Genomic DNA, 22,190 nt, shown 5'->3' on the forward strand with positions numbered 1-22,190 from the left:
CCGGGACGACCGCGGCGACCGCGGTGGCTTCCGCCGCGACGACCGGGGTGGCCGCTCCTTCGAGCGCCGTGACGACCGCGGCGAGCGCGGTGGGCACCGTGGCAGCGACCGTCCGTTCAACCGCGACCGTCAGGGCGACCGCCCCGGCTTCCGCTCGGGTGGTCACGACCGCCCGTACGGCCGCCGCGACGACCACCGCGGTTCGTCCTTCGGCCGCCGTGACGACAAGCCGCGCTGGAAGCGCAACGGCTGACGCCTGAGCACCTGAGACGCGCCGTGGCCCCCACCCGAGTCGGGTGGGGGCCACGGCGCTTCGCGTTGCGGTCCGGTTTCGGCCACGGAGTGACGCATGTCACGCTCCCGGCGAGGGAATTGCTGGGGGCATGACAGATGACGCCAAGGCGAGCGGGCTCTCGGACGAGGAACGGCTGGCCCAGCTCGGCTACACCCAGGTTCTGGCCCGCCGCATGTCGGCGTTCTCCAACTACGCGGTCTCCTTCACGATCATCTCGGTCCTGTCGGGCTGCCTGACCCTCTACCTCTTCGGCATGAACACGGGCGGCCCCGCCGTCATCACGTGGGGCTGGGTCGCCGTCGGCCTGATGACGCTCTTCGTCGGCCTGGCGATGGCCGAGATCTGCTCGGCGTACCCGACGTCGGCGGGCCTGTACTTCTGGGCGCACCGCCTGGCACCCCCGCGCACGGCGGCGGCCTGGGCCTGGTTCACGGGCTGGTTCAACGTACTGGGCCAGGTCGCGGTCACCGCCGGCATCGACTTCGGCGCCGCGTCCTTCCTGGGCGCCTACCTGAACCTCCAGTTCGACTTCGAGGTGACCCCGGGCCGCACGATCCTCCTCTTCGCCGCGATCCTGATCCTCCACGGCCTCCTCAACACCTTCGGCGTCCGCATCGTCGGCCTGCTGAACAGCGTGAGCGTGTGGTGGCACGTCCTCGGCGTCGCGGTCATCGTCGGCGCGCTGACCTTCGCGCCGGACCACCACCAGTCGGCGTCCTTCGTCTTCGGCGAGTTCGTGAACAACACGGGCTGGAGCAGCGGGGCGTACGTCGTCCTGATCGGCCTTCTGATGGCCCAGTACACCTTCACCGGCTACGACGCCTCCGCCCACATGACCGAGGAGACGCACGACGCGTCCACGGCCGGACCGAAGGGCATCGTCCGCTCCATCTGGACCTCCTGGATCGCGGGCTTCGTCCTCCTCCTCGGCTTCACCTTCGCCATCCAGTCCTACGACGGCGCCCTGACGTCCCCGACCGGCGCGCCGCCCGCGCAGATCCTGCTCGACGCCCTCGGCGCGACGGCCGGCAAGCTCCTCCTCCTCGTCGTGATCGGCGCCCAGCTCTTCTGCGGCATGGCCTCGGTGACGGCCAACAGCCGCATGATCTACGCCTTCTCCCGGGACGGCGCGCTCCCGTACTCCCACATCTGGCACTCGGTGAACCCGCGCACCCGCACGCCCGTCGCGGCGGTCTGGCTGGCGGCCCTGGCCGCGCTGGTCCTGGGCCTCCCGTACCTGATCAACGTCACGGCATACGCCGCGGTGACCTCGATCGCGGTCATCGGCCTCTACATCGCGTACGTCATCCCGACCCTGCTGCGCGTCCGCAAGGGCGCCGCCTTCGAACGCGGGCCGTGGCACCTGGGCCGCTGGTCGCAGGTGGTGGGCGTGGTCGCGGTGACGTGGGTCTGCGTCATCACGGTGCTGTTCATGCTGCCGCAGGTCTCCCCGGTCACCTGGGAGACCTTCAACTACGCGCCCGTCGCCGTCCTGGTCGTGCTGGGCTTCGCCGCCACCTGGTGGCTGGCCTCGGCCCGGCACTGGTTCCTCAACCCCGAACACGAACGCACCCGCGCCCGCGCCGCCGCCCGGGCGAACGCCCCCGAGCCGGTGGACCCGTAGCCCAGGGCCCCACGCCCTCCGACGCGGCCGTGACCCCGATACCCGATCGGCGCCCCGGCCGCGTCGGGCTATGCTCGGTGTGGCAACATCGCGCAACACCGCGCGGCACCCCGCCTGGGCCCTTAGCTCAATTGGCAGAGCAGTGGACTTTTAATCCATTGGTTGTGGGTTCGAGTCCCACAGGGCCTACTCGTCGGACCCCAGCTCGTCGCACGAACGGGCTGGGGTCTCAGCGCTTCATGAGGGCGAAGACTCCCCAGCCGAGGTACTCGCGGACGTAGCGCGCGTGGCGGGCGGACTCGGTGGTGAGTTCCTCCCGTACTTGGGGCGCGAGTTCGTCGTCCGGGTTCCGGTCGAGCCAGCGGCGCATGCTGAGCCACTGGGCGGCGGCGTAGCGGTCCCAGCTGTCCTGGTCGGCCAGCATCATCTGCACGACGTCGTACCCGAGTTCCTGGAACTGCTCGATCAGGTCCCCGAGCGGCAGGAAGTCGGTGACGGACGTGGCGTGGCAGGCCCGGGCGGTCTCCTCGTCCGGCGGGGTCTGCCGCCAGTACGGCTCGCCGATCAGCATCAGGCCGCCGGGGCGCAGGCTCCGGTCGAGCAGGGCGGCCGTCCCGGCGACGCCCTCGCCGATCCAGGTGGCGCCGACGCAGGCGGCCACGTCGACGGGCCGGTCCGCGACATGGCCGGCGGCGTCGCCGTGGAGGAACTCGACCCGGTCGGCGACGCCGAGTTCGGCGGCGCGAGCCCGGGCCTGCTCGGTGAAGACCGTGCTGATGTCCACCCCGGTGCCCGTGAAACCGAGGTCGCGCGCCCAGGTGCACAGCATCTCGCCCGAGCCGCTGGCCAGGTCGAGCACCCGGGTCCCGGGGGCGAGGTGGAGCGATTCGCCCAGGGCGGCGAGCTTCTGCGCGGTCATCGGATTGTGGATCCGGTGGCCGCTCTCACGGATGGTGAAGATGCGGGGGAGGTCCATGACCGTGTTCCTTTCCGTCATGCCTGTGCGGATCCGGCGTCCCGCCCGACCTGCGCGGCGGCCTGCTCCAGCTCCGTGACGCTGCCGGACATGATCGTCCGTACGTGCTCGGTGATGTGCTCCACGGGCCAGTCCCACCAGGCCACCGCGAGCAGTCGCGCGATGTCCTGCTCCGGGTGGCGCGTGCGGATCAGACGGGCCGGGTTGCCGCCGACGATGCCGTGGTCGGGCACGTCGCCCGTCACCACGGCCCCGGTGGCGACGATCGCGCCGTGGCCGATGCGGACGCCGGGCATCACGGTGGTGCCGTTGCCGAACCAGACGTCGTTGCCGACCACCGTGTCCCCGGGGTTCGGCAGGCCGGTGAGCAGGTCGAAGTGCTCGGCCCAGGAGCCGCCCATGGTGGGGAAGGGGAAGGTGGACGGGCCGTCCATGCGGTGGTTGGCGCCGTTCATGATGAAGCGGGTGCCGGTCCCCAGGGCGCAGAACTTCCCGATCACCAGCTTCTCGGGACCGTAGTGGTACAGCACGTTACGGGTCTCGAAGGCGGTCGCGTCGTCCGGATCGTCGTAGTACGAGAACTCGCCGACCTCGATCAGCGGGGACCGCACCAACGGCTTGAGCAGGACGACCCGGGGCTGCTCGGGCATCGGGTGGAGCACCGTGGGATCGGCGGGGACAGCGGGCATCGGCAAGGCGGATCCTCTCGGCGGACCACTAGTGCGACGTGTGTAGCGTTTAGAGCGTGGCACGGGCCAGTCGTGTCGATCAACCGGATAATCGATCAACCGGACAGGAGGCTGCCGATGGCGGGTTCGACGGGTTCGACGGGTTCGACGAGTTCGATGGATTCGACGGGTCCCGCGGTCGCGGCGCCCGAGCGCCGTCCTGGTGGCCGTACCGCCCGCATCCGCGCCCAGGTCCTCGACGCGGTGCGCGCCGAACTCGCCGAGACCGGTCACGAAGGACTCACCGTGGAGGGGGTCGCCGCCCGCGCGGGCGTTCACCGCACCACGGTCTACCGGCGCTGGCGCGACGTGGGCGGGCTGCTCGTCGACGTCATCGACGCCGCGGGCGAGACGGACTGGCAGCCGCCGGACACCGGCTCCCTGCGCGGCGATCTGACGGCCCTCAACCGGGAGATCCAGCAGTCCCTCGTCGTACGGCCGTCCTTCGCCGTCGCCCTGATGGCCGCGTCGTTCCACTCCGGGCGGGCCGCCCGGGCCCAGACGAGACTGTGGGCGGACCGGTACGCGCAGTGCGAGATCCTCGTGGAGCGCGCCGTCGTGCGGGGCGAACTCCCCGCACGAGCCGCAGCGGACCTGGACGCCCGGGGTCTGCTGATCGCCGCCACGGCACCGCTCTACCACCAGGTGGTCCTCCTGCGCGCCGACCCCGACCCGCTGCTCCCGGAACGGGCGGCGGAGGCCGCGGTGCTGGCGGCCGCCGCGGGCGCTTTCTCGGTCCCCCGGGACGTGGACGCGGGGCCGGGAGGCAGCCGGCCCGACGGGTAGAGTCCCCCGGCATGATCACAACTCCCCCCGGCAGCGGCCCGGTTGACTTACGGCCCCGCCTGGTCACCCCGCGCCGCCTCGGCGCCGCCGCCGTGGTCTACGGCGTGTTCGTCGCGGGCTGGTACCTGGGGCAGCCCGTGACCGCAGAGTGCCGCGTGCCCCAGGCCGTGGAGCGGCACGACCCCGCACCGTCGCCCACGCCCAGAGCTGCCTACAGCGCCGTCCCGGCGCCGTCGGCGTATCCGGACTACAGCCGGCTCGCAGACGCCCACACGGTGCGGACCCCGGTGATTCACACGCTCACGGTCACCTCCTACGCCGTCGCCTGTACCAACGACACGAGTGAACGTTCCCGCCTGCGTGCCTGGTTCGACGGCGACTGGGGGTAGGGGCCGGATGTCCGCCTGGATGACCCCGCGCCGGCTCGGCGTCGTCACCGCTCTGTACGCCGTGTTCCTGGCCGGGTGGTGGCTGGGACAGCCCGTGCGCTCCGACGGCTGCGACGAGGACGGGCCCGCCGCCGGGGCGGACGGCCGTACCGCGCCGGTGGAACCGGCCGACCCCGGCCGGTACCTCGGAAGCCTCGGGTTCCTGGACTTCGGTCTCCTCGAGTGGGCCGACGACCTGGACGGCCGCCGGGACGGCGAGTACGGCCCCGGCGACTACGGATACGAGCTGCGGTACGGGGACGGAGCCCACGTCACGTCCGGCCCGGACTACACCATCTGCTCCTACACGAAGCGCGCCCGCCTGCTCGCCTGGGTCAACGGCGACTGGGGCTGATCCGGCCGGACCGGCCGAGGGCCCGGACCAGCCACGGCTGGAAGGGCAGGTGACCGGGGACCACCTGCCAGTCGTTGACGGTCCACACCAGGCGCCAGTACCGCTCGACGAGCGGGTCGTGCCCCGCCGCGAACCGCCCGGCCATCCACGACCGCAGCTCCGGGCCGTCCGGGCGGCCGAGTACGGCGGCGAAGCGCGCCACGACGGCGTCGACGACCGGGGTGGCCTCGTCGCCCTCCGGGTCGATGCCCGCCGCCCTGGCCTCGGCCACGGTCTGCCGTACGAAGGGGATGAGTTCCGCCACCGCCCCGGGGGCCACCCCCGGCAACACGTCGTCGTCGGCGGGCGGGAGGGCCGCACGGGCCATACGCCCGCGGAACTCGTCGTCGGCGACGAGTTCGGCCAGCTCCACCCACGCGGCGAGCTGGGCGTCGGACGGTTCGTCGGGGAGTTCGGGCAGGGCGGTGCGCAGGGCGGCGACCGCGTCGCGGGCCTGTGGCGTGCCGGCCTCCAGTGCGGCGATGAAGTCGGCGACCACGCGCCGTCGTTCGTCGGAGGTGAGGCGGGTGAGCCGGTGCATGAGAACTGTCTCCTCGGGGCTGGAGCCGCGCCGGGCGACGAGCCGCAGCATGCTGTGCCGCAGCCGCAGCGCACGGATCTGTACGGCGGTGGCGTCGGCGTGCGCGGCGGCGGCCTCGGCGACGGAGAGGCCGCCGTCCAGGACGCGGCGGACCGTGGCGAGGCCGACGCCCAGCTCCCGCAGGACGCCGATGAGGTGGAGCCGGCCCAGGGCCGCGTCGTCGTAGCGGCGGTATCCGGCCGGGGTGCGGTCGGTGGGCGGCAGCAGTCCGGTGTCCGAGTAGAACCGGATCGTCCGTACGGGCACGCCGGTACGGGCCGACAGTTCACCGATCGAGTGCGGGGGCGTCGCGCCGTTCATGAGCCCACCCTGTGGTCTCCAGCCACTGGAGAGTCAAGCGGTGGGGGCTCTCCCGGGTCCGGTGTCCCGCCACCGGGGCGTCAGCCGGCGGGTTCGGCCCCCTCGGCGGGGCCGGCCGCGGTCAGGACGTCCGGGCCGAGCGCCTCGACCTGCTCGACGACCGGGTGGTCGGGTGCCGCGTCGGTGATCAGTCCGGTGACCTTGTCCCAGGGCAGGACGCGGAACCGTGAGGCGGTGCCGATCTTCTCGGACGAGGCAAGGACGTAGGTCTCGGCCGCCCGCGCGGACAGGGCGCGCTTCATCGCCGCCTCCTCGGCGTCCCCGGTGGTCAGGCCCGCTTCGGGGTGGACGCCGGTGACGCCGATCAGGCACAGGTCCGCGGAGACGTTCTGCGCCGCCTCGACGGCGGCGGCTCCGAGGGTGACGGCCGAGTGCTTGAAGACGCGGCCCCCGAGCAGGAACAACTCCGCCCGCGGATGGCCGAGCAGGGCCGCGGCGATCGTCGGGCTGTGGGTGATCACCGTGCAGTCGAGGTCCTGCGGGAGCGCGCGGGCCACGGCGAGTGCGGTCGTCCCGCCGTCGAGGATCAGCGCACCGCCCGGCCTGACCAGCCCGGCGGCGACCGTCGCGACCCGCTGCTTGCCGTCCGGCGCCACGGTCTGGCGGGCGGCGTAGTCCACGACCGCCGGCGACACGGGCAGCGCGCCGCCGTAGACCCGCTGGACCAGTCCTTCCGAGGCGAGGTCGCGCAGGTCGCGGCGGATGCTGTCCTCGGAGATCCCCAGCCGGGCGGCGACGTCCTTGGCGACGACCTTGCCCTCGCGGGCGAGCAGATCCAGCAGATGGTCGCGTCGTTCAGCAGCCAGCATGCACACTCTCTCCTGTTCTTGCACGTTTCTGCATGTATCGTAGCGCCTCATGACCGACAAGCCCACGCAGGAATCCCCGGACAAGCCCATGCTGATACTGATCGCCGGTCCCTACCGGTCCGGCACCGGCGGCGACCCCCGGGCCATGGCCGCCAACCTCGCCCGTCTCGAAGAGGCAGCCTGGCCGGTCTTCGCCGCCGGCCACCTGCCCGTGATCGGGGAGTGGATCGCCCTCCCCGTGCTCCGCTCCGCCGGGGCCGGCCCCACCGACCCCCTCGCCGACCAGGTGCTCTACCCGGCCGCCGACCGGCTGCTCGCCCACTGCGACGCCGTGCTGCGCCTGCCCGGCCGGTCCGCCGGGGCGGACCAGGACGTCGCCACCGCCCGCCGCAGGGGGCTGCCCGTCTACCACGACGCCGCCGAGATCCCCCGCCGGGAGCACCGCACCCCGCGGGAGGCCGCGTGACCGGCCGCCCGGGTGTCGACGTCCCCGACCACCGCGGCCGTACCGGCCTCGACCGGGCCGGACGCGGGCTGGACCGCAACCCCGGCGTCGTGGTCCGCGACGTCGAGCTGACCTCGGAGGGCTGGCACGTCCTGCGGCGCACCACCTTCGACTACCGACGCCGTGACGGACGGTGGGAGACACAGCGGCGCGAGACCTACGACCGCGGCAACGGCGCGGTCGTCCTGCCCTACGACACCGCCCGCGGCCGCGTCCTGCTCACCCGTCAGTTCCGTTACCCGGCCTACGTCAACGACCATCCCGACGGCATGCTGGTGGAGGCCGCCGCGGGGCTCCTCGACGCCGACGACCCGGTCGAAGCCGTACGCCGGGAAAGCGCGGAGGAACTCGGGGTGACCCTGGGGCCGCTCACCCACGTCCTGGACGCCTACATGAGCCCCGGCTCCGTCACCGAGCGGCTCCACTTCTTCGCCGCGCCCTACACCCCGGCCGACCGGACCGGGACCGGCGGCGGGGTCGAGGAGGAGGGGGAGGACATCGAGGTGCTCGAACTGCCCTTCGCCGAGGCGCTCGCCATGACTCGCGACGGACGCATCACCGACGGCAAGACCATCATGCTCGTGCAGTGGGCGGCCCTGGACGGTCCCTTCGCCCGGGAGGCCCGCGACGGGTCACCGCCGCGCCCGGCCGGCCGTCGGCCGTGAGCGGTGAGCCGAGGGGGCGGCGGCCGTCCGCGGACTACGGTGAATCGTGGCGGCACCAGCGGCGCCTAGGGTGTGCCCGCCGGACCCCGCCGCCCGTCTGCCTCCCGGAGTGCCACCCATGCCCCTCCCGCACGTCCTCCTCTCCGCCGCCGTCTCCCTCGACGGCTACCTGGACGACACCGGCCCCGAACGGCTCCTGCTGTCCGGCCCCGCCGACTTCGACCGGGTCGACGAGGTGCGGGCCTCCGTGGACGCGATCCTGGTCGGGGCCGGCACGATCCGGGCCGACAATCCGCGGCTGCTGGTGAACTCGGCCGAGCGGCGGGCGGCCCGGGTCGCGGACGGACGGGCGGAGTACCCGCTCAAGGTCACCGTCAGCGGCAGCGGCGAGCTGGACCCGGCGGCGCGGTTCTGGCACACGGGCGGGGACAAGGCGCTGCTGACCACGGACGACGGTGCCCGACGGGCCCGTGCGCTCGGGATCGCCGCCGACGTCGTGTCCCTGGGGCCGGTGCTCGACTGGACCGCGGCGCTGGAGTACCTGCACGACCGGCGGGACGTGCGGCGGCTCATGGTCGAAGGGGGCGGGACCGTCCACACCCAGCTGCTCCAGCAGGGGCTCGCCGACGAACTGCACCTCGTCCTCGCGCCGCTGTTCGTGGGGGACCCGGCCGCACCCCGGCTGTTCGGGCCCGGGGCCTACCAGGGCGGGCGGCTGCGGCTGGTGGAGTCGCGGCGGCTCGAGGACGTCGTGCTGAACCGCTACCTGCCCACCGCTCCCGGCACCGGCGACCGTGCCGCCGCCGACCGGCACTGGCTGGCGCTCGCCTGTGAGCTGGCCGAGCTGTGTCCGCCGTCGGACACCGCGTTCAGCGTGGGGGCGGTCGTGGTCGCCGCCGACGGGAGCGAGCTGGCGCGGGGGTACTCGCGGGAGGGCGGTGATCCGGTCGTGCACGCCGAGGAGGCCGCGCTCGCGAAGGTCGATCCCGGCGACCCGCGGCTCGCCCGCGCCACCGTCTACAGCAGCCTGGAGCCCTGCGCCCGCCGCGCCTCCCGGCCCACACCCTGCGCCCGGCTGATCCTCGACGCCGGGGTGCGCCGCGTCGTCACGGCCTGGCGGGAGCCGGACACCTTCGTGGCGGGAGCGGACGGCAGCGGGGTGCTCACCGCGGCGGGTGCCGCCGTCGTCGTACTGGACGAGTACGCGGAGCGGGCGAAGGCGCCCAACCGCCACCTGGAGGGGTAGGGAAACAGGGGTGAGGAGATACGGATGTGCATTCCGCCCCCGGGATGACGTACAGTGGTGAACACAACGACGCGGGGTGGAGCAGCTCGGTAGCTCGCTGGGCTCATAACCCAGAGGTCGCAGGTTCAAATCCTGTCCCCGCTACTGAAGGCCGAGGGCCGGAATCCGAAAGGGTTCCGGCCCTCGGTGCGTTTCCGTAGGTGTTCCGTGTCATCCGGTCGGCCCCTCACCGCTCGCCGCCCGCCCCCGCTCCCGGAAACCTGGAGTCCGGGACGGCAAGCGGCGCGGACGTGCCGGCGCGGACGTACGGGGCGGCGGGAGACGAGTGGTGCGGCCAGGTGACGTGGACGACGAGGGAGCGTACGCCAGAGCCGGCGGCCGACTCCCCGGCGATCCCGTGCCCGACCCGGGCCTCGGCGACGAACCGCAGCCTCCGCCGCCCCCGGCGCCACCACCACGCCGGCGGACCGGGTACGGGCGCGCCTTCGTGCACGCGCTCCCCGTGCTGCTGATCGTCGTCGCCATCCTGTACGACGTCTTCACCCCGAGGTACTTCACCGCCGGCCCCCTCTACACGGCCGCGCCCCTGGTCGCCGCACCGCTCTACTCGCGGCGCGGCACGGCGCTCACCGGCGTCGCCGTGGTCGCCGTCGTCATCGGCCTCCAGTTCGGCAAGGGCGTCATCCACTACGTCGACTCCCTGACCGAGCTGATCACCATCGCCACGGTCGCCGTGCTGGCCGTCATCGTGAACGGCCTGGTCCGGCGCAGCAGCGAGCGCCTCGTGTCGGTCCGCGAGATCGCCGAGGCCGCCCAGCGCGCCGTACTGCCCCAGCCCGCCGAGCGGATCGCGGGCTTCGAGATCGCCGTCTGCTACGAGGCCGCGCAGGCGGACGCCTTCATCGGCGGCGACCTGTACGCCGTGCAGGACAGCGCCCGCGGCGTCCGGCTCATCGTCGGGGACGTGCGCGGCAAGGGCATGGGCGCCGTGGCCGCCGTCGCCGTCGTGATCGGCGCCTTCCGCGAGGCCGCCGAGCAGGAGGCGACGCTGGAGGCGGTGGCGCAGCGCCTGGAGCGGGCGCTGGCCCGCGAGGGCACCCGGCGCGACGGACTGGACGCCTTCGAGGGCTTCACCACCGCCGTGCTCGCCGAACTCCCGCACGGCGACGGGACGGTCCGCATCGTCAACCGCGGCCATCCGCCGCCCCTGCTGCTCTACGCCGACGGCACCCTCGGGCCCCTGCCCGCCCGCGAGTCGGCGCTGCCCCTCGGCATGGGCGAGCTGGGTGTGTGGCCCGACCGCGCGGAGGAGGTCGCCTTCCCCGGCGGGGCCACGTTGCTGCTGTACACCGACGGACTGACCGAGGCCCGGGACGCGAAGGGCGAGTTCTACGATCCGCAGGCACGGCTGGCCGGCCGCGTCTTCCCGCATCCGGAGACCCTGCTCGACACCCTCGCCGAGGACGTGCGCCGGCACTCCGGGGGCGGCATGGCGGACGACATGGCACTGCTCGCCGTACGGCGGCCCCGGCGCGGCGACCATGATCATTGTCACGAGCCGTGACAGTACGACCCCCCTCCGCATAACAACTGATACACCGTCAGAAAAACCTGACGTGAAGGGGAATACTGAAGCGGGGTCAACTCGCCCGGTTTTCACCGGTCGTGAGGGGTACGTCCCGGCCGTATCCGTTAATGATCAAGAGGAACGGCTTGGAATCGGAGCCTCGCGTCTATTAACGTTCGATAACGCAGCGCGGTCGTCCCAGCCGTCACAGAAGGCGGCTCCGTGCGCACGCGCCGAATCCCGCAAGGGAACCGGGGAACCACCACATTGGGGTGAATCGGGCGTATGACGCCGTGGAGACACGGCCGTCAGACACCCGTAGGAGACCTTCCTGCTCCGAACCCGTCAGCTAACCCGGTAGGCGGAAGGAAGGAAAGGAGTACGCCCACGTGGCGTCCAACCGGCCTGCCCCCGAGGCCCCGTTCGTGCCCAGCGGGCACGGCACCGACACCTTCGGCTACGACGCCCCCCGCGCCGAAGAGGGTCCCTGGGAGGAGTGGAACCCCACCGCGGAGTCCATCCGCCCCGTGCGCGGCCGGCACCGCGTCGCCAAGCAGCGCGGCGGGCTCGCCCGCAGCTCCACCGTCCTCGGCGTCGGTGTCATAGCCGCCGTCGGCGCGGGCGGCATGGCCAGCGCGCAGACCGGCAAGCCGCCGGTGTCCATCTCGATGCCGGACCTGCCGAACGTCGGCTCGCTCATGCCCGGCGGTGACGAGGAGCCGGAGCCCGAGGGTTCCGCCACCCCGCTCAGCGGCATCACCCAGGCCGTCGCCGCCGACAGCTCCGAGGGCACCGGCACCGCCGACGCCGGCGAGTCGCTGCGGGCCCGGATCATGGCGCAGGCCGAGCAGCAGCAGGCGCAGGTCGAGACCAAGGCCGCCGCCGAGGCCCAGGCCGCCGCCGAGAAGAAGGCCGCGGAAGCCGCCGCCAAGGCGGAGAAGGAGGCCAAGGAGAAGGCCGCCGCCGCCAAGAAGAAGGCGGAGGAGGAGGCCGCGAAGAAGGCCGAGGCCGAACGGCTCGCGAAGCTGGCCAAGCAGTACACGCTGCCGACCTCCTCGTACACGATCTCCTCGACCTTCAACCAGGCCGGTTCCCTCTGGGCCTCCGGCCACCACACCGGGCTCGACTTCGCCGCCCCCACGGGCACGCTGCTCAAGGCGGTGCACAGCGGCACGATCACGTCGGCCGGCTGGGACGGGTCGTACGGCTACAAGACCGTGCTCACCCTCGACGACGGCACGGAGCTCTGGTACGCGCACCAGTCCTCCATCAACGTCAGCGTCGGCCAGAAGGTCACCACCGGTGACGTCATCGGCCGCGTCGGCGCCACCGGCAACGTCACCGGCGCCCACCTCCACCTGGAGGTCCACACCGACGGCGGCACCGGCATCGACCCGATGGCCTGGTTGCAGAGCAAGGGGCTCACGCCCTGATCCGCCGCGTCCCCGCTGCGCCCGGCCCCTGAATCGCCCCGCTGATCCCCGGCGGTCCTGACGGCAACCCCCCGACGTCAGGGCTGCCGGTTTGCGGGATCTTTGCGTGCGCGCGGGTGCGTGCCGGGATGGTCTGCTCCGACGCGGTTGTTGACTCGGTACATGACTTCTCTGCGCAAGCTCGGCTCCTCCGACCTCGAGGTCTTCCCCCTCGCCCTGGGCGGCAACGTCTTCGGCTGGACCGCCGACCGGGACGCCTCCTTCGCCGTCCTGGACGCCTACACGGCGGCCGGCGGCAACTTCGTCGACACCGCCGACTCCTACTCCGCCTGGGTCGACGGCAACAGCGGCGGCGAGTCCGAGACCGTCCTCGGCCAGTGGCTCGCGGCCCGCGGCAACCGAGACGACGTCGTCCTCGCCACCAAGGTCAGCCAGCACCCCGAGTACCCCGGCCTGTCCGCCGCGAACATCAGGGCCGCGGCCGACGCCTCGCTGCGCCGCCTGGGCACCGACCACATCGACCTCTACTACACCCACTTCGACAAGCCCGAGGTGCCGGTCGAGGAGATCATCGGCGCGCTCGACGAGCTGGTGAAGGCCGGCAAGGTGCGGTACATCGCCGCCTCCAACATCTCCGCCGAACGGCTCGCGGCGTCCCTGGAGTTCTCCGACCGCGAGGGCCTCGCCCGGTACGTCGCCCTCCAGCCGCACTACAACCTGGTCTCCCGCGACACGTACGAGGGCGAGCTGCGCGACCTCGCCGAGCAGGCCGGTCTCGCGGCCGTGCCGTACTACGCCCTCGCGGCCGGCTTCCTCACCGGCAAGTACCGGCCCGGCACGGACGTGGACAGCCCGCGGGCGGGTGGCGCGGCCAAGCACCTGGAGACGGAGCGGGGGCGCCGGGTGCTCGCCGCCCTGGACGAGATCGCCGCGGCCCACGAAGCCCCCGTCGCCACGGTCGCCCTGGCCTGGCTGGCCGCCCGGCCGACGGTGGCGGCGCCGATCGCGTCCGCGCGCACGGTGGAACAGCTGCCGGCCCTGCTGGGCGTGGCCGGGCTGAGCCTGACGGAGGACGAGATCGGACGGCTGACCCGGGCGTCCGCCTGACCGTCCGCACGGCGCGGACCTACGGCCGGTGGGGTCCGGGCGGCGCGTACGGGCCGCCCGGCGCGTGCGGGCCGTACGGCGCGGAGGGGGCGGGATACGGCGCGTGCGGTCCGTACGGCGGGTACGGCGCGTAGGGGGCGTACGGGGTGGGTGCGGGGTGCGGGGCGTACGGGGCGGATGCCGTTCGGGCGCCGTACACGCCCTGCGCCCCGCCGTCCTGCACCCCGCCGTATGGATACGCCCACGGTGGTACCGGCCGCGGCAGGGGCGGCGGCGGGGGTGCCGTGGCCCGGGCCGCGTAGTCCAGCGCCGGGCGGGCCACGCCCCGCAGGTGCCACAGGGCCTCCAGCAGCGCTCGCTCCCGCGCCGTGAAGTCGGCGCCCGCCCTGCCCCGGCGTCCGCGCCGCCGCAGGAACGCCACCGAGGTCGCGCAGGCCTCGTACCGCGCCACCGCCCGCGCTCCTTCCTTCCCCGCGTGGCGGCGGGCGTACTGCCGGGCGATGCGGCGGGCCCGCATCGACCCGAGCGCGTACGGCTCCACGGGTGTGAGCCATCCCGCCAGGACATACGCGGGCAGTTCGGCCCGTACGGTGGCCAGTTCGCGCTGCCTGGTCCAGATCACCAGCCAGGTCAGGAGGCCGAAGGACGGCACCATGAACGCCGCGTACACGGCGAAGAAGCCGTACTCGCCGAACCCGGCCGAGCCGTTCCACAGGGCGTGCATGCCCATCGCGAGCAGCAGCCCGGCCAGCGGGAGCAGGGCCCGTCGCAGGTGGTGCCGGCCGGGGGAGAGCGCGGCGATGCCGAAGCCGATGCCGGTGAGCACGGTGAACAGGGGGTGCGCGAACGGCGACATCACCACCCGCACGAAGAAGGTCGCCGCGGTGACGGAGGCGATGCCGCTGTCGCCGGTCAGCTGATCGGTGCCGAAGGCGGTGCCCAGGTACAGGATGTTCTCGGTGAAGGCGAAACCGGTGGCGGTGACCCCGGCGACGACCACGCCGTCGACGATGCCGGTGAAGTCCCGCCTGCGGAAGAGGAAGACCAGGAGGACGGCGGCGGCCTTGGCGGACTCCTCGACGACCGGGGCTATGACCGTGGCGCCCAGGGTGTCCGCGCCGGCCGGGTCGGCGGTCGCGGTCGCTATCCAGCGCGTCGCGAAACTGTTGGCGACGATCGCTATCAGCGCCGCCGCGCAGGCCCCCCAGGCGAAGCAGAAGAGCAGGTTCCGCCAGGGGCCGGGATCCACCCGGTCCAGCCAGCGGAAGGCGGCTATGAGCAGCGGCACCGGCAGCACCGCCAGGCCCAGCCCCACCAGGAACCCCTGCGTACCCGTCTGTTCGCGCACCAGGGCCAGGATCACCAGGCCGGAGAGCGCGAGCAGGGTGATCAGCGCGCCGTAACGGACCCAGGTGTGCTGCCACCAGTGCGTATGCCGGTGCGCACGGGTCGGATACGGGGGACAGGTGGCCACGGCATGGACCCTAACCGGTGGGGGGCAGCTCCTTGTGCGGTACGCGACGGAAGAGCAGGTCGTTCACCACATGACCCTTGTCCAGTCCCTGGCCCTCGAAACGGGTCAGCGGCCGGTGTTCGGGACGCGGCGCGAATCCGCCGCCGGGCACGGTGTTCTCGAAGTCGGGGTGCGCGGTGAGCACGTCGAGCATCTGCTCGGCGTACGGCTCCCAGTCGGTGGCGCAGTGCACCACGGCACCCGGCGCGAGCCGGGTCGCGGCCAGGGACAGGAACTCCGGCTGGATCAGCCGCCGCTTGTGGTGCCGCTTCTTGGGCCACGGGTCGGGGAAGTAGACGCGCAGCCCGGCGAGGGAGTCGGGGGCGAGCATCTCGCGCAGCAGGATGATCGCGTCGCCGTTGCCCACCCGGATGTTGGACAGCTCCTGCCGCTCGGCGAGGCCGAGCAGGTTGCCCTGGCCCGGGGTGTGGACGTCGACGGCGAGGATGTTGGTGTCCGGGTCGGCGGCGGCCATCCGGGCGGTGGCCTCGCCCATGCCGAAGCCGACCTCCAGGACCACGGGGCGGGCGTTGCCGAAGAGTTCGGCGAGGTCGATAACCCGCTGTCCGTCGATGTCCAGCCCCCATACCGGCCACAGCCGCTGCAATGCGTCCGCCTGCCCGGCGGTCACCCGGCTGCGCCGGGGCTGGAAGCTGCGGATCCGCCGCTCGAAGTGCGACCCGGCGGGATCGGCCTTCGGCCCGTCGGGGAATCGGGGCTCGCCCTTGGCGCGGACGTGGCGCGGGGAGGCCCCGGCCGGGGACGGCGGGGGAGCGGCTGCGGCTTCGGGGGTGTGGTGGGAGTCAGACACAATGCGTCGATTTTAGACCGCGCACGTAGTTGCGACAGCTTGTAGGTGTAGTTAGAGTCTGTAACGTCAGCGATTGGTTAGAGCGACAGTTGCAGCCGTGGGGAGAGACACCGTGATTCACCACCAGATCCGCCTTGCCATGCGACCCGACGCACCCCGGGACAAGGTCGAGGAAGCACTCGAGCTGCTCCGCAGGATGGGCCGGGAGATCGATGCCGTCGCGTACTGGACGGTCGGGCGCGACGTGGGCGGCGACTTCGACTACGGCGCGATGTTCGCCGTGGAGGACATCGAGGGGTACCGGGCCTACATGTACGCCCCGCTGCACCGGCGGGTCGACGAGATCGGGCTGCCGCTGGTGCGGGACATGGTCTCCCACGACCTGACCGACGACGAGGACCCGGCCACGGCCGACCTCATCCGGCAGATCCACGCCGAGCGCTTCGCGGGGGACCCGGCGCTCGTCGCCCTGATCGAGGGCCTCGGCTCGTACGACGGCAGCAGCGCCCCCGGGCGGGGGGCGCGGGAGGGCGGCTCGGACTAGTCCGCGTCCAGCATCGCCAGCGCTCTGCGCGCCACCTCGCGGCCGATGGGCAGGGAGGCGGTCGCCGCGGGCGACGGTGCGTTCAGCACGTGCACCGCGTGGGCGCCCTCCTTGATCAGGAAGTCGTCCACCAGCGTGCCGTCCGCGAGCACCGCCTGCGCCCGCACCCCGGCCGGGGCGGCGACCAGGTCGCCTTCCGTCACCGCGGGCAGCAGCCTGCGCACCGCCGCCGTGAACGCGCTCCTGGACAGCGACCGGCGCAGCTCGCCCGCGCCGTACCGCCAGTGCCGCCGGGCTATCCGCCACGAACCCGGCCAGGCCAGGGTCGCGCCCAGCTCACGGGGGCGCACCACGCCCCAGCCGTACCCCTCGCGCGCCAGTGCCGGCACCGCGTTCGGCCCGACGTGCACGCCTCCGTCGATCCCCCGGGTCAGATGGACCCCGAGGAACGGGAACGCCGGGTCCGGCACCGGGTACACCAGCCCCCGCACCAGCTCCGGTCGCGCCAGCTCGTAGTACTCGCCCCGGAAGGGGACGATCCGCATGCCGGGGTCGTCCCCGGTCAGCCGGGCGATCTCGTCGCAGTGCAAACCGCCGCAGTTGACCAGGACCCGGGCCCGGAGCACGTCCCCGGCACGGGTGCGGACGGCGACGCCCAGGCCGGGGCGCCGGTCGACGCGGTGCACCTCGGCGCCGTAGCGGATCTCCGCCCCGGAGGCGTGGGCGAGCTGCCGGGCCACGGCGCCGTAGTCGCAGATGCCGGTGGTGCCGACGTGTATGGCGGCCAGGCCCCGCACCTCGGGCTCGTACTCCTGGATCTGGGCGCCGCCCAGCTCGCGCACCGGTATGCCGTTCTCCCGGCCGCGCTGGACGAGGGCGTGCAGGCGGGGCAGCTCGGCGCGGTCGGTGGCGACGATCAGCTTGCCGGTGACGGCGTGGTCGATGCCGTACTCGGCGCAGAACTTGACCATCTCGGCGGCGCCCCGGACCGCGTAGCGCGCCTTGAGGGAGCCGGGGCGGTAGTAGACACCGCTGTGGATGACCCCGCTGTTGCGGCCCGTCTGGTGGCGGGCGGGGCCCGGCTCCTTCTCCAGGACCGTGACCCGGGTGCCCGGGGCGGCGCGCGTGATCGCGTACGCCGTGGACAGGCCGACGATGCCGCCGCCGATCACCAGTACATCGCAGTCGAACACTCGTGCCACCCGTTCCATCTCCCCGGTCCACCTCCCGGCTTCGATAGTGCACTGCGCCACTGACAATGCCCTCAAACCCGTCGGGGCGGGTGCCGTGCGGGCGGCGGCCCGTCAGGCCGGAGTCACCAGCAGTGGGCGGGCGCGCTCGCGCAGTTCCGCCACGCGCGGCTCGTCGCCGTACGGCTCCAGGCGGTGCAGGAGGTCCTTCACGTACTCGGTGGTGCGGGCCGAGGAGATGCGGCCGGCCACCTCGACCGCCCGCACGCCCTGCTCGCAGGCCGCGTCCAGGTTGCCGGACTCCAGCTCGGCCACCGCCGAGACGACGAGTCTGAGGCCGTGCGAGCGTACGAACTCCTCCGTCGGCTGCGACAGCGCCTGCTCGGTGAAGCGGCGGACCTGGCGTGGTGCCTTCAGGTCGCGGTAGCACTCGGCCGCGTCGGCGGCGAACCGGTCGTAGGAGTAGAAACCCAGCCACGACGGATCGCTGTCGCCGGGGCGGGCGCGCTCCAGCCAGCTCTCGGCGGCCTTCAGGGCGGCACCGGCCGCCACCGCGTCGCCCGCGCGCGCGTGGGCCCGCGCCTCCACCAGGCGGAAGAAGCTCATGGTGCGGGCCGTGGCCAGGCCGCGGTTGCGCTCCAGGGCGGCCTGGGCGAGGTCCACGCCCTCGTCGCCGAAGCCCCGGTAGGTCGCCTGGAGGGACATGGAGGCCAGCACGTAGCCGCCCAGCGGGACGTCGGCCGCCGCGCGGGCCAGGCGCAGCGCCTGGATGTAGTACCGCTGGGCCGCCTCCTGCTGGCCGGTGTCGAAGGCCATCCAGCCGGCCAGGCGGGTCAGTTCGGCCGAGGCGCCGAACAGGGCGCGGCCGACCTCGTCGGAGTAGGAGCCGAGGAGCAGCGGGGCCGCCTCGACGCGTAAGCACTCGGGGACCATCGACGAACGCCAGTCGCCGCCGCCGTACTTGGAGTCCCAGCGCCGGGCGTCCTCGGCGGCCTCGCGCAGCTTCTGCACATCACTGTGGCCGACTTTGAGCGGTGCGCCGGAGCCCTCGGCGGGGCTCGCCTCGCGCGCCACCGAGCTGTCGGCCGGGGTTATCAGCCATCGCGAGGCGGGCGTCGCGTAGGCGCTGACGGCGAACGACCCGGCGAGCGACTGCCAGATGCCGCCGCCGGTCCGGCGGCCGGCGAGGTCGAGACGGTACAGCTCTGTGGCGGACCTGACCGCCTGGCCGACGTCCCGCGGGAAGGCGAGGCCCACCTCGGGGGCGGGGTCCGCGTCCGCCAGGCCGATCTCGTGCAGCGGCACCGGGCGGCCGAGCTTCTGGCCTATGGCCGCCGCGATGAGGTGCGGCGCGGCGCCCTGGGGCACCATGCCCTTCGACACCCAGCGCGCCACCGACGTCTTGTCGTAGCGAAGTGTCAACCCGCGCTGGGCGCCGAGGTCGTTGACGCGCCGGGCGAGTCCTGCGTTGCTGATTCCCGCGAGGGCGAGAACGGCGCCGAGCTTTTCGTTCGGCCCGCGTTGCTCCCTGGACATGCGCCACCCCTCGACACAGACGGCTGCCGCGCTGGCATAACCACGCGGCATTCGTAAACCCAGCGTAGTTCGCCGCATCCCAGGCGTTAAGAGGCATTGTTCCGGATGGCGGGATTGTGGTCCGTACTCAAGTGCGGTGTATGTACGGTCTGTTGCCGCGTGCTCCCGATGTGTGGCCGTGCGCCCGTGCGTGCGCTCTTCTCCGGCCACGGCGGGAGCGATTCCATGGGCGGTGCGTGGGTCGGCCCGCTGTACTGGATCCAGCGGGCTGGGGGACGCCGCCGCCTACATCCCCGCGGGCGGCGGACCGGTCCGGGGGGCGGTTCGCGTCCCCCGGACCGCGCGCCGACGGCAATCGCCGGGCGGTGCGCGGTATGAGTACGGAGCGTGTTCGAAGCGTATTCGGAGCGTGTTCGGGTGCGACCGCGTGACGCCGATTTGGCTGAAAATCACCTCTGGTGATTTCGGGGTACTACCGCCCTCACCATGGGAGTTGAGGGCGCGTAGGGGAGCCAAAGGGCGCGTTGCGGGGGCGCATTCGCGTCGCCTCCACCTCCCTTCCGGGCAGTGCCCGAGGGGTGGTGCGAGGGAGTCGGCGTTCTCGTGCGGGTATCCGCGAGGGCGCACTGAGTGAGCCCTCGCGGCTCCGCCGACGCTCTGTCGCGCGCCCTTCATGGCAGCATGGGGAACCAGTTCGTACGGTGCACTGGTTGTCCCCAGCCTGTGGAGGCGTCGATGCGGTGGTTGGTGGGGTGGAGCAGCGCCGCCGTGGGAGCAGCCGGGATCGCCGGGGTGACGGGTTCCGCGGGGGCCACCGGCTACGACGGCGAGACCGTGCAGCCCGTGGGTGCGCAGCCGTTGTGGGGCGATCCCGATCCGCTGTGGGCGGTCGGCGACTGGCGCCCGGACGAGGTGCGCGTCGTCACCGCCGATCCGCAGACCCGGATCGCCGTCCTCGGCATCTGCGGCGCGAGTGACGAGCAGCTGCGGGTCGCCCTGTTCGCCGCGCGCGGGGGCGCGCTTCGGCATCTGACGGCGTGGCCCGGCAGCTACACCGCCGTCGTCCAGGTGGGGCGGCGGATCACCGTCTGCGGCGACCTCGCGGGCGCGCGGCCGGTGTTCCACACCCCCTGGGCCGGCGGCACCGCCTACGCGACCGCCGCGCTGCCGCTCGCCGACCTCGTCGAGGCCAACCTCGACTTCGGCCACCTCGCCGCGCTGCTCGCCACGCCCGACGTGCCGGCCGCGCTGGACGACTCCACCCCGTACGACGGCGTGAAGCGCGTTCCGCCGGGGCATGCGCTGATTCTGCGCGCCGGGGCGCGCGAGATCGCGGGGTACGAGCCGGTGGCCTCGCTGGCCGTCGCGGCGCCCGCGGCCGACCCCGACCGCGCGGTGGACGGCGTGCGGGACGCCCTGGTGGAGGCGGTGCGCACCCGGCTCGCCGCACCCCGGCACGTCCCCGGGGACGGCATCGACCCCGGGCCGGTGCCGGGCATGGGGCCCGCGGAACGCCGTGCGGCGCGCGGGATGCCCGTGCCGGGGATCGGGGCCGACCTGTCCGGCGGGCCGGCCTCGGGCACATTGGCGCTGCTGGCGGCCGGGCTGCCGGGGATGCCGGGGACCGTGCTCGGACACGGCACCGGGGCGGGGGAGCGGCTGCTGGCCGTCACCTTCAACGACCTCGCCGTCGGCGGGCAGGAGCCCGAGCTGGCGCGGGCGGGTGCGCTGGCGGCCAACCCGCGGCTGCACCACGTGGTGGTCACCGGCGGCGAGGACATGCTGCCGTTCACCGCGCTGGACGGGCCGCTGACCGACGAGCCGGGCTCCTTCCTCGTCACCGCCGCGCGGCACCGGGCGCGGCTCGCCGCGGGGAGCGCGGACCACTTCGCCGGGTACGGGGCACGGCAGGTCCTCGACGCCCATCCGGCGCGCCTCGCCGACCTGCTCATGGACCGCAAGCGGCGGCACCTGGTCCGGCCGGTCGCCGCGCTCGCCAAGGCCGACGGGTCGGTACTGGTCCCCGCGCGCGTGTACGGGGCGGCGCGGAGGCTGGCGCGCACGCCGTACCGGAGCGGTCTCGAGGTGCTCGCCGAGCGGTTGCTGCGCAGACGCTTCGACCCGCCGGGAGACGGGGCGATGGACGCCTCGATGGCCGCGCTGACCTGGGCCGGGGCGGGGCCGGCGGCGCGGTGGCTGACCGGAGAGGCGTTGGCCGAAGTATCGGTTCGCCTCCAGACGTCCTCGCAGCGGTCGGGGGTCGGGCCGGGGCAGCGTCCGGGGGACTTCCGGGCGCGGGCGGCGCTGGCGCGGCATGCTGCGGAGGTGCGGGTCCTCGAGCAGGCCGCGGAGATCCGCTTCCAGCGGCTGCACACGCCGTTCCTCGACAACCAGGTCGTCCGGGCCTGCCGTGCCCTGCCGGAGGCGCTGCGGGTGCAGCCGGGGGCGCGGGCGGCGATCCTGCGGACGGTGCTGGAGGGGGCGGGGGTGAGCGAGCTGCCGAGCGGGTGGGGGGCGCCCACCCAGGCGCTGGCGGCCTCCGCCGCGCGCACGGGGCTGCGGGTCGCCGCGGACTCCCTGCTGGGGCTGTTCGACACGCCGCTGCTCGCGCAGGCGGGGCTCGTGGAGGCGCGGGTCGTGCGCAAGGCCGTGCGGGCGGCGGCCGCGGGCGAGCCGCTGCCGCTGGACGGGCTGGCCGACCTGGTCTCGCTGGAGCTGTGGCTCGGCCGCCTGCTGGCCCGCCGCGGCACCTGCTGGACCGGCACCCCGGCCCGCCAACGCGCGGTGCCGGCGGGCATCGTGCCGCAGCGGGGGGCGCTGGGCGGGGCCGGGGCGGTCGTGCGGCGGGGGTGAGCCGGTGGGTGCGGGGTGCCTGCGGCGCCTGTGCGGGTTCGGTGGGGGTGCGCGTAGCGCGGTGCGTGGGGTGGGGGTCGGGGCCGCGCCGGGGGGTGTTCGTCCTCGGAACGGCGCGGAATCGGTTACTTGAAGAGGTGCGGGGCGTTGACGCGCCAACCGCTGCGGGCGAACACCCCCCGACACGACCCCTTCCCGCCGTACGCGGCTCTCCCGCCG

20 protein-coding genes, 2 tRNA genes, 1 pseudogene and 1 riboswitch are annotated in these 22,190 nt (G+C 73.5%); of the genes and pseudogenes, 15 read left to right on the forward strand and 8 right to left on the reverse strand.

Translation table 11 applies throughout. The annotated features are described in order from the left end of the window. The 3 genes and pseudogenes from B9W62_RS40800 to B9W62_RS20385 form a co-directional block, all read left to right on the forward strand. Positions 1-253 (forward strand): annotated as a pseudogene (locus tag B9W62_RS40800) (RNA helicase); the annotation flags it as partial. A 130-nt stretch (positions 254-383) separates the two neighbouring features. Beyond that, positions 384-1,919, forward strand: a complete 1,536-nt coding sequence (locus B9W62_RS20380; RefSeq protein WP_087808524.1) for an amino acid permease — start codon at positions 384-386, stop codon at positions 1,917-1,919. A 116-nt stretch (positions 1,920-2,035) separates the two neighbouring features. Further along, a tRNA-Lys gene (locus B9W62_RS20385) sits at positions 2,036-2,108 on the forward strand. A gap of 40 nt (positions 2,109-2,148) precedes the next feature. On the opposite strand, the gene B9W62_RS20390 is transcribed toward B9W62_RS20385, so the two are convergent. After that, positions 2,149-2,895 (reverse strand): SAM-dependent methyltransferase, encoded by a 747-nt coding sequence (locus B9W62_RS20390; RefSeq protein ID WP_087808525.1) that lies wholly within the window; start codon positions 2,893-2,895, stop codon positions 2,149-2,151. 17 nt (positions 2,896-2,912) lie between these two features. Next, positions 2,913-3,584 carry a CatB-related O-acetyltransferase gene (locus tag B9W62_RS20395; RefSeq protein ID WP_179235572.1) on the reverse strand — a complete coding sequence of 224 codons (672 nt, stop codon included), beginning with the start codon at positions 3,582-3,584 and terminating at the stop codon, positions 2,913-2,915. A 156-nt stretch (positions 3,585-3,740) separates the two neighbouring features. Between B9W62_RS20395 and B9W62_RS20400 the strand changes: the two genes are divergently transcribed. The 3 genes from B9W62_RS20400 to B9W62_RS20410 are packed head-to-tail and all read left to right on the forward strand — an operon-like array spanning position 3,741 to position 5,192. Further along, positions 3,741-4,409, forward strand: coding sequence for a TetR/AcrR family transcriptional regulator (locus tag B9W62_RS20400; RefSeq protein WP_087811994.1), 669 nt, complete (start codon positions 3,741-3,743; stop codon positions 4,407-4,409). Between the two features lie 11 nt (positions 4,410-4,420). Next, positions 4,421-4,798: a hypothetical protein gene (locus tag B9W62_RS20405; protein ID WP_087808526.1), complete on the forward strand. Its 378-nt coding sequence runs from the start codon at positions 4,421-4,423 to the stop codon at positions 4,796-4,798. A gap of 7 nt (positions 4,799-4,805) precedes the next feature. Further along, positions 4,806-5,192, forward strand: a complete 387-nt coding sequence (locus B9W62_RS20410; RefSeq protein WP_087808527.1) for a hypothetical protein — start codon at positions 4,806-4,808, stop codon at positions 5,190-5,192. Here B9W62_RS20410 and B9W62_RS20415 read toward each other — a convergent pair. Both B9W62_RS20415 and B9W62_RS20420 read right to left on the reverse strand, forming a co-directional pair. After that, positions 5,173-6,132, reverse strand: a complete 960-nt coding sequence (locus B9W62_RS20415) for a MerR family transcriptional regulator (RefSeq protein WP_087808528.1) — start codon at positions 6,130-6,132, stop codon at positions 5,173-5,175. The two genes, B9W62_RS20410 and B9W62_RS20415, sit on opposite strands and share 20 nt — an antisense overlap. Positions 6,133-6,212: 80 nt before the next feature. Further along, positions 6,213-7,001 carry a DeoR/GlpR family DNA-binding transcription regulator gene (locus tag B9W62_RS20420; RefSeq protein ID WP_087808529.1) on the reverse strand — a complete coding sequence of 263 codons (789 nt, stop codon included), beginning with the start codon at positions 6,999-7,001 and terminating at the stop codon, positions 6,213-6,215. Positions 7,002-7,089: 88 nt separating this feature from the next. Here B9W62_RS20420 and B9W62_RS20425 point away from each other — a divergent pair, with 88 nt between their 5' ends. The 7 genes from B9W62_RS20425 (at position 7,090) to B9W62_RS20455 (ending at position 13,524) form a co-directional block, all read left to right on the forward strand. Further along, entirely contained in the window at positions 7,090-7,467 is a 378-nt protein-coding gene (locus tag B9W62_RS20425) for a DUF4406 domain-containing protein (protein ID WP_087811995.1), read from the forward strand. Further along, positions 7,464-8,171, forward strand: a complete 708-nt coding sequence (locus tag B9W62_RS20430; protein ID WP_087808530.1) for an NUDIX domain-containing protein — start codon at positions 7,464-7,466, stop codon at positions 8,169-8,171. Before B9W62_RS20425 ends, B9W62_RS20430 begins: the two co-directional genes overlap by 4 nt. A 118-nt stretch (positions 8,172-8,289) precedes the next feature. Further along, positions 8,290-9,417, forward strand: coding sequence for a dihydrofolate reductase family protein (locus tag B9W62_RS20435; RefSeq protein WP_087808531.1), 1,128 nt, complete (start codon positions 8,290-8,292; stop codon positions 9,415-9,417). Between the two features lie 70 nt (positions 9,418-9,487). After that, a tRNA-Met gene (locus B9W62_RS20440) sits at positions 9,488-9,561 on the forward strand. A gap of 199 nt (positions 9,562-9,760) precedes the next feature. Next, the gene (locus B9W62_RS20445) at positions 9,761-10,981 is read left to right on the forward strand and encodes a PP2C family protein-serine/threonine phosphatase (RefSeq protein ID WP_256976524.1); all 1,221 of its coding nucleotides are present in this window, start codon (positions 9,761-9,763) and stop codon (positions 10,979-10,981) included. 224 nt (positions 10,982-11,205) lie between these two features. Beyond that, positions 11,206-11,362: riboswitch (cyclic di-AMP (ydaO/yuaA leader) on the forward strand. An 11-nt stretch (positions 11,363-11,373) separates the two neighbouring features. Further along, entirely contained in the window at positions 11,374-12,417 is a 1,044-nt protein-coding gene (locus B9W62_RS20450; RefSeq protein ID WP_087808532.1) for a M23 family metallopeptidase, read from the forward strand. 162 nt (positions 12,418-12,579) lie between these two features. After that, positions 12,580-13,524 carry an aldo/keto reductase gene (locus B9W62_RS20455; protein ID WP_087808533.1) on the forward strand — a complete coding sequence of 315 codons (945 nt, stop codon included), beginning with the start codon at positions 12,580-12,582 and terminating at the stop codon, positions 13,522-13,524. 19 nt (positions 13,525-13,543) lie between these two features. Here B9W62_RS20455 and B9W62_RS20460 read toward each other — a convergent pair whose 3' ends face one another. Then, entirely contained in the window at positions 13,544-14,998 is a 1,455-nt protein-coding gene (locus tag B9W62_RS20460; RefSeq protein WP_087808534.1) for a PrsW family intramembrane metalloprotease, read from the reverse strand. Between the two features lie 10 nt (positions 14,999-15,008). Further along, a complete protein-coding gene (trmB, locus tag B9W62_RS20465; RefSeq protein WP_087808535.1) occupies positions 15,009-15,848 on the reverse strand; it encodes a tRNA (guanosine(46)-N7)-methyltransferase TrmB in 840 nt (279 codons plus the stop codon). Positions 15,849-15,960: 112 nt separating this feature from the next. On the opposite strand from trmB, the gene B9W62_RS20470 reads away from it, so the two are divergent. Continuing rightward, positions 15,961-16,392 carry a Dabb family protein gene (locus B9W62_RS20470; RefSeq protein ID WP_087808536.1) on the forward strand — a complete coding sequence of 144 codons (432 nt, stop codon included), beginning with the start codon at positions 15,961-15,963 and terminating at the stop codon, positions 16,390-16,392. On the opposite strand, the gene lhgO is transcribed toward B9W62_RS20470, so the two are convergent. Together lhgO and B9W62_RS20480 are read right to left on the reverse strand one after the other, a co-directional pair. After that, a complete protein-coding gene (gene lhgO, locus B9W62_RS20475; protein WP_087808537.1) occupies positions 16,389-17,603 on the reverse strand; it encodes an L-2-hydroxyglutarate oxidase in 1,215 nt (404 codons plus the stop codon). The genes B9W62_RS20470 and lhgO overlap by 4 nt on opposite strands. Positions 17,604-17,696: 93 nt before the next feature. Beyond that, on the reverse strand, positions 17,697-19,118 hold the full coding sequence (locus B9W62_RS20480; protein WP_087808538.1) for an NsdA family TPR-like regulatory protein: 1,422 nt from the start codon (positions 19,116-19,118) through the stop codon (positions 17,697-17,699). A gap of 735 nt (positions 19,119-19,853) precedes the next feature. Here B9W62_RS20480 and B9W62_RS20485 point away from each other — a divergent pair. Next, complete coding sequence (locus B9W62_RS20485) at positions 19,854-21,971, forward strand: asparagine synthase-related protein (protein ID WP_087808539.1); 2,118 nt, start codon at positions 19,854-19,856, stop codon at positions 21,969-21,971. Positions 21,972-22,190 lie beyond the last annotated feature (219 nt).

This window comes from Streptomyces sp. CS113 (assembly GCF_002188365.1).
Taxonomy (GTDB): Bacteria; Actinomycetota; Actinomycetes; order Streptomycetales; family Streptomycetaceae; genus Streptomyces; species Streptomyces tendae.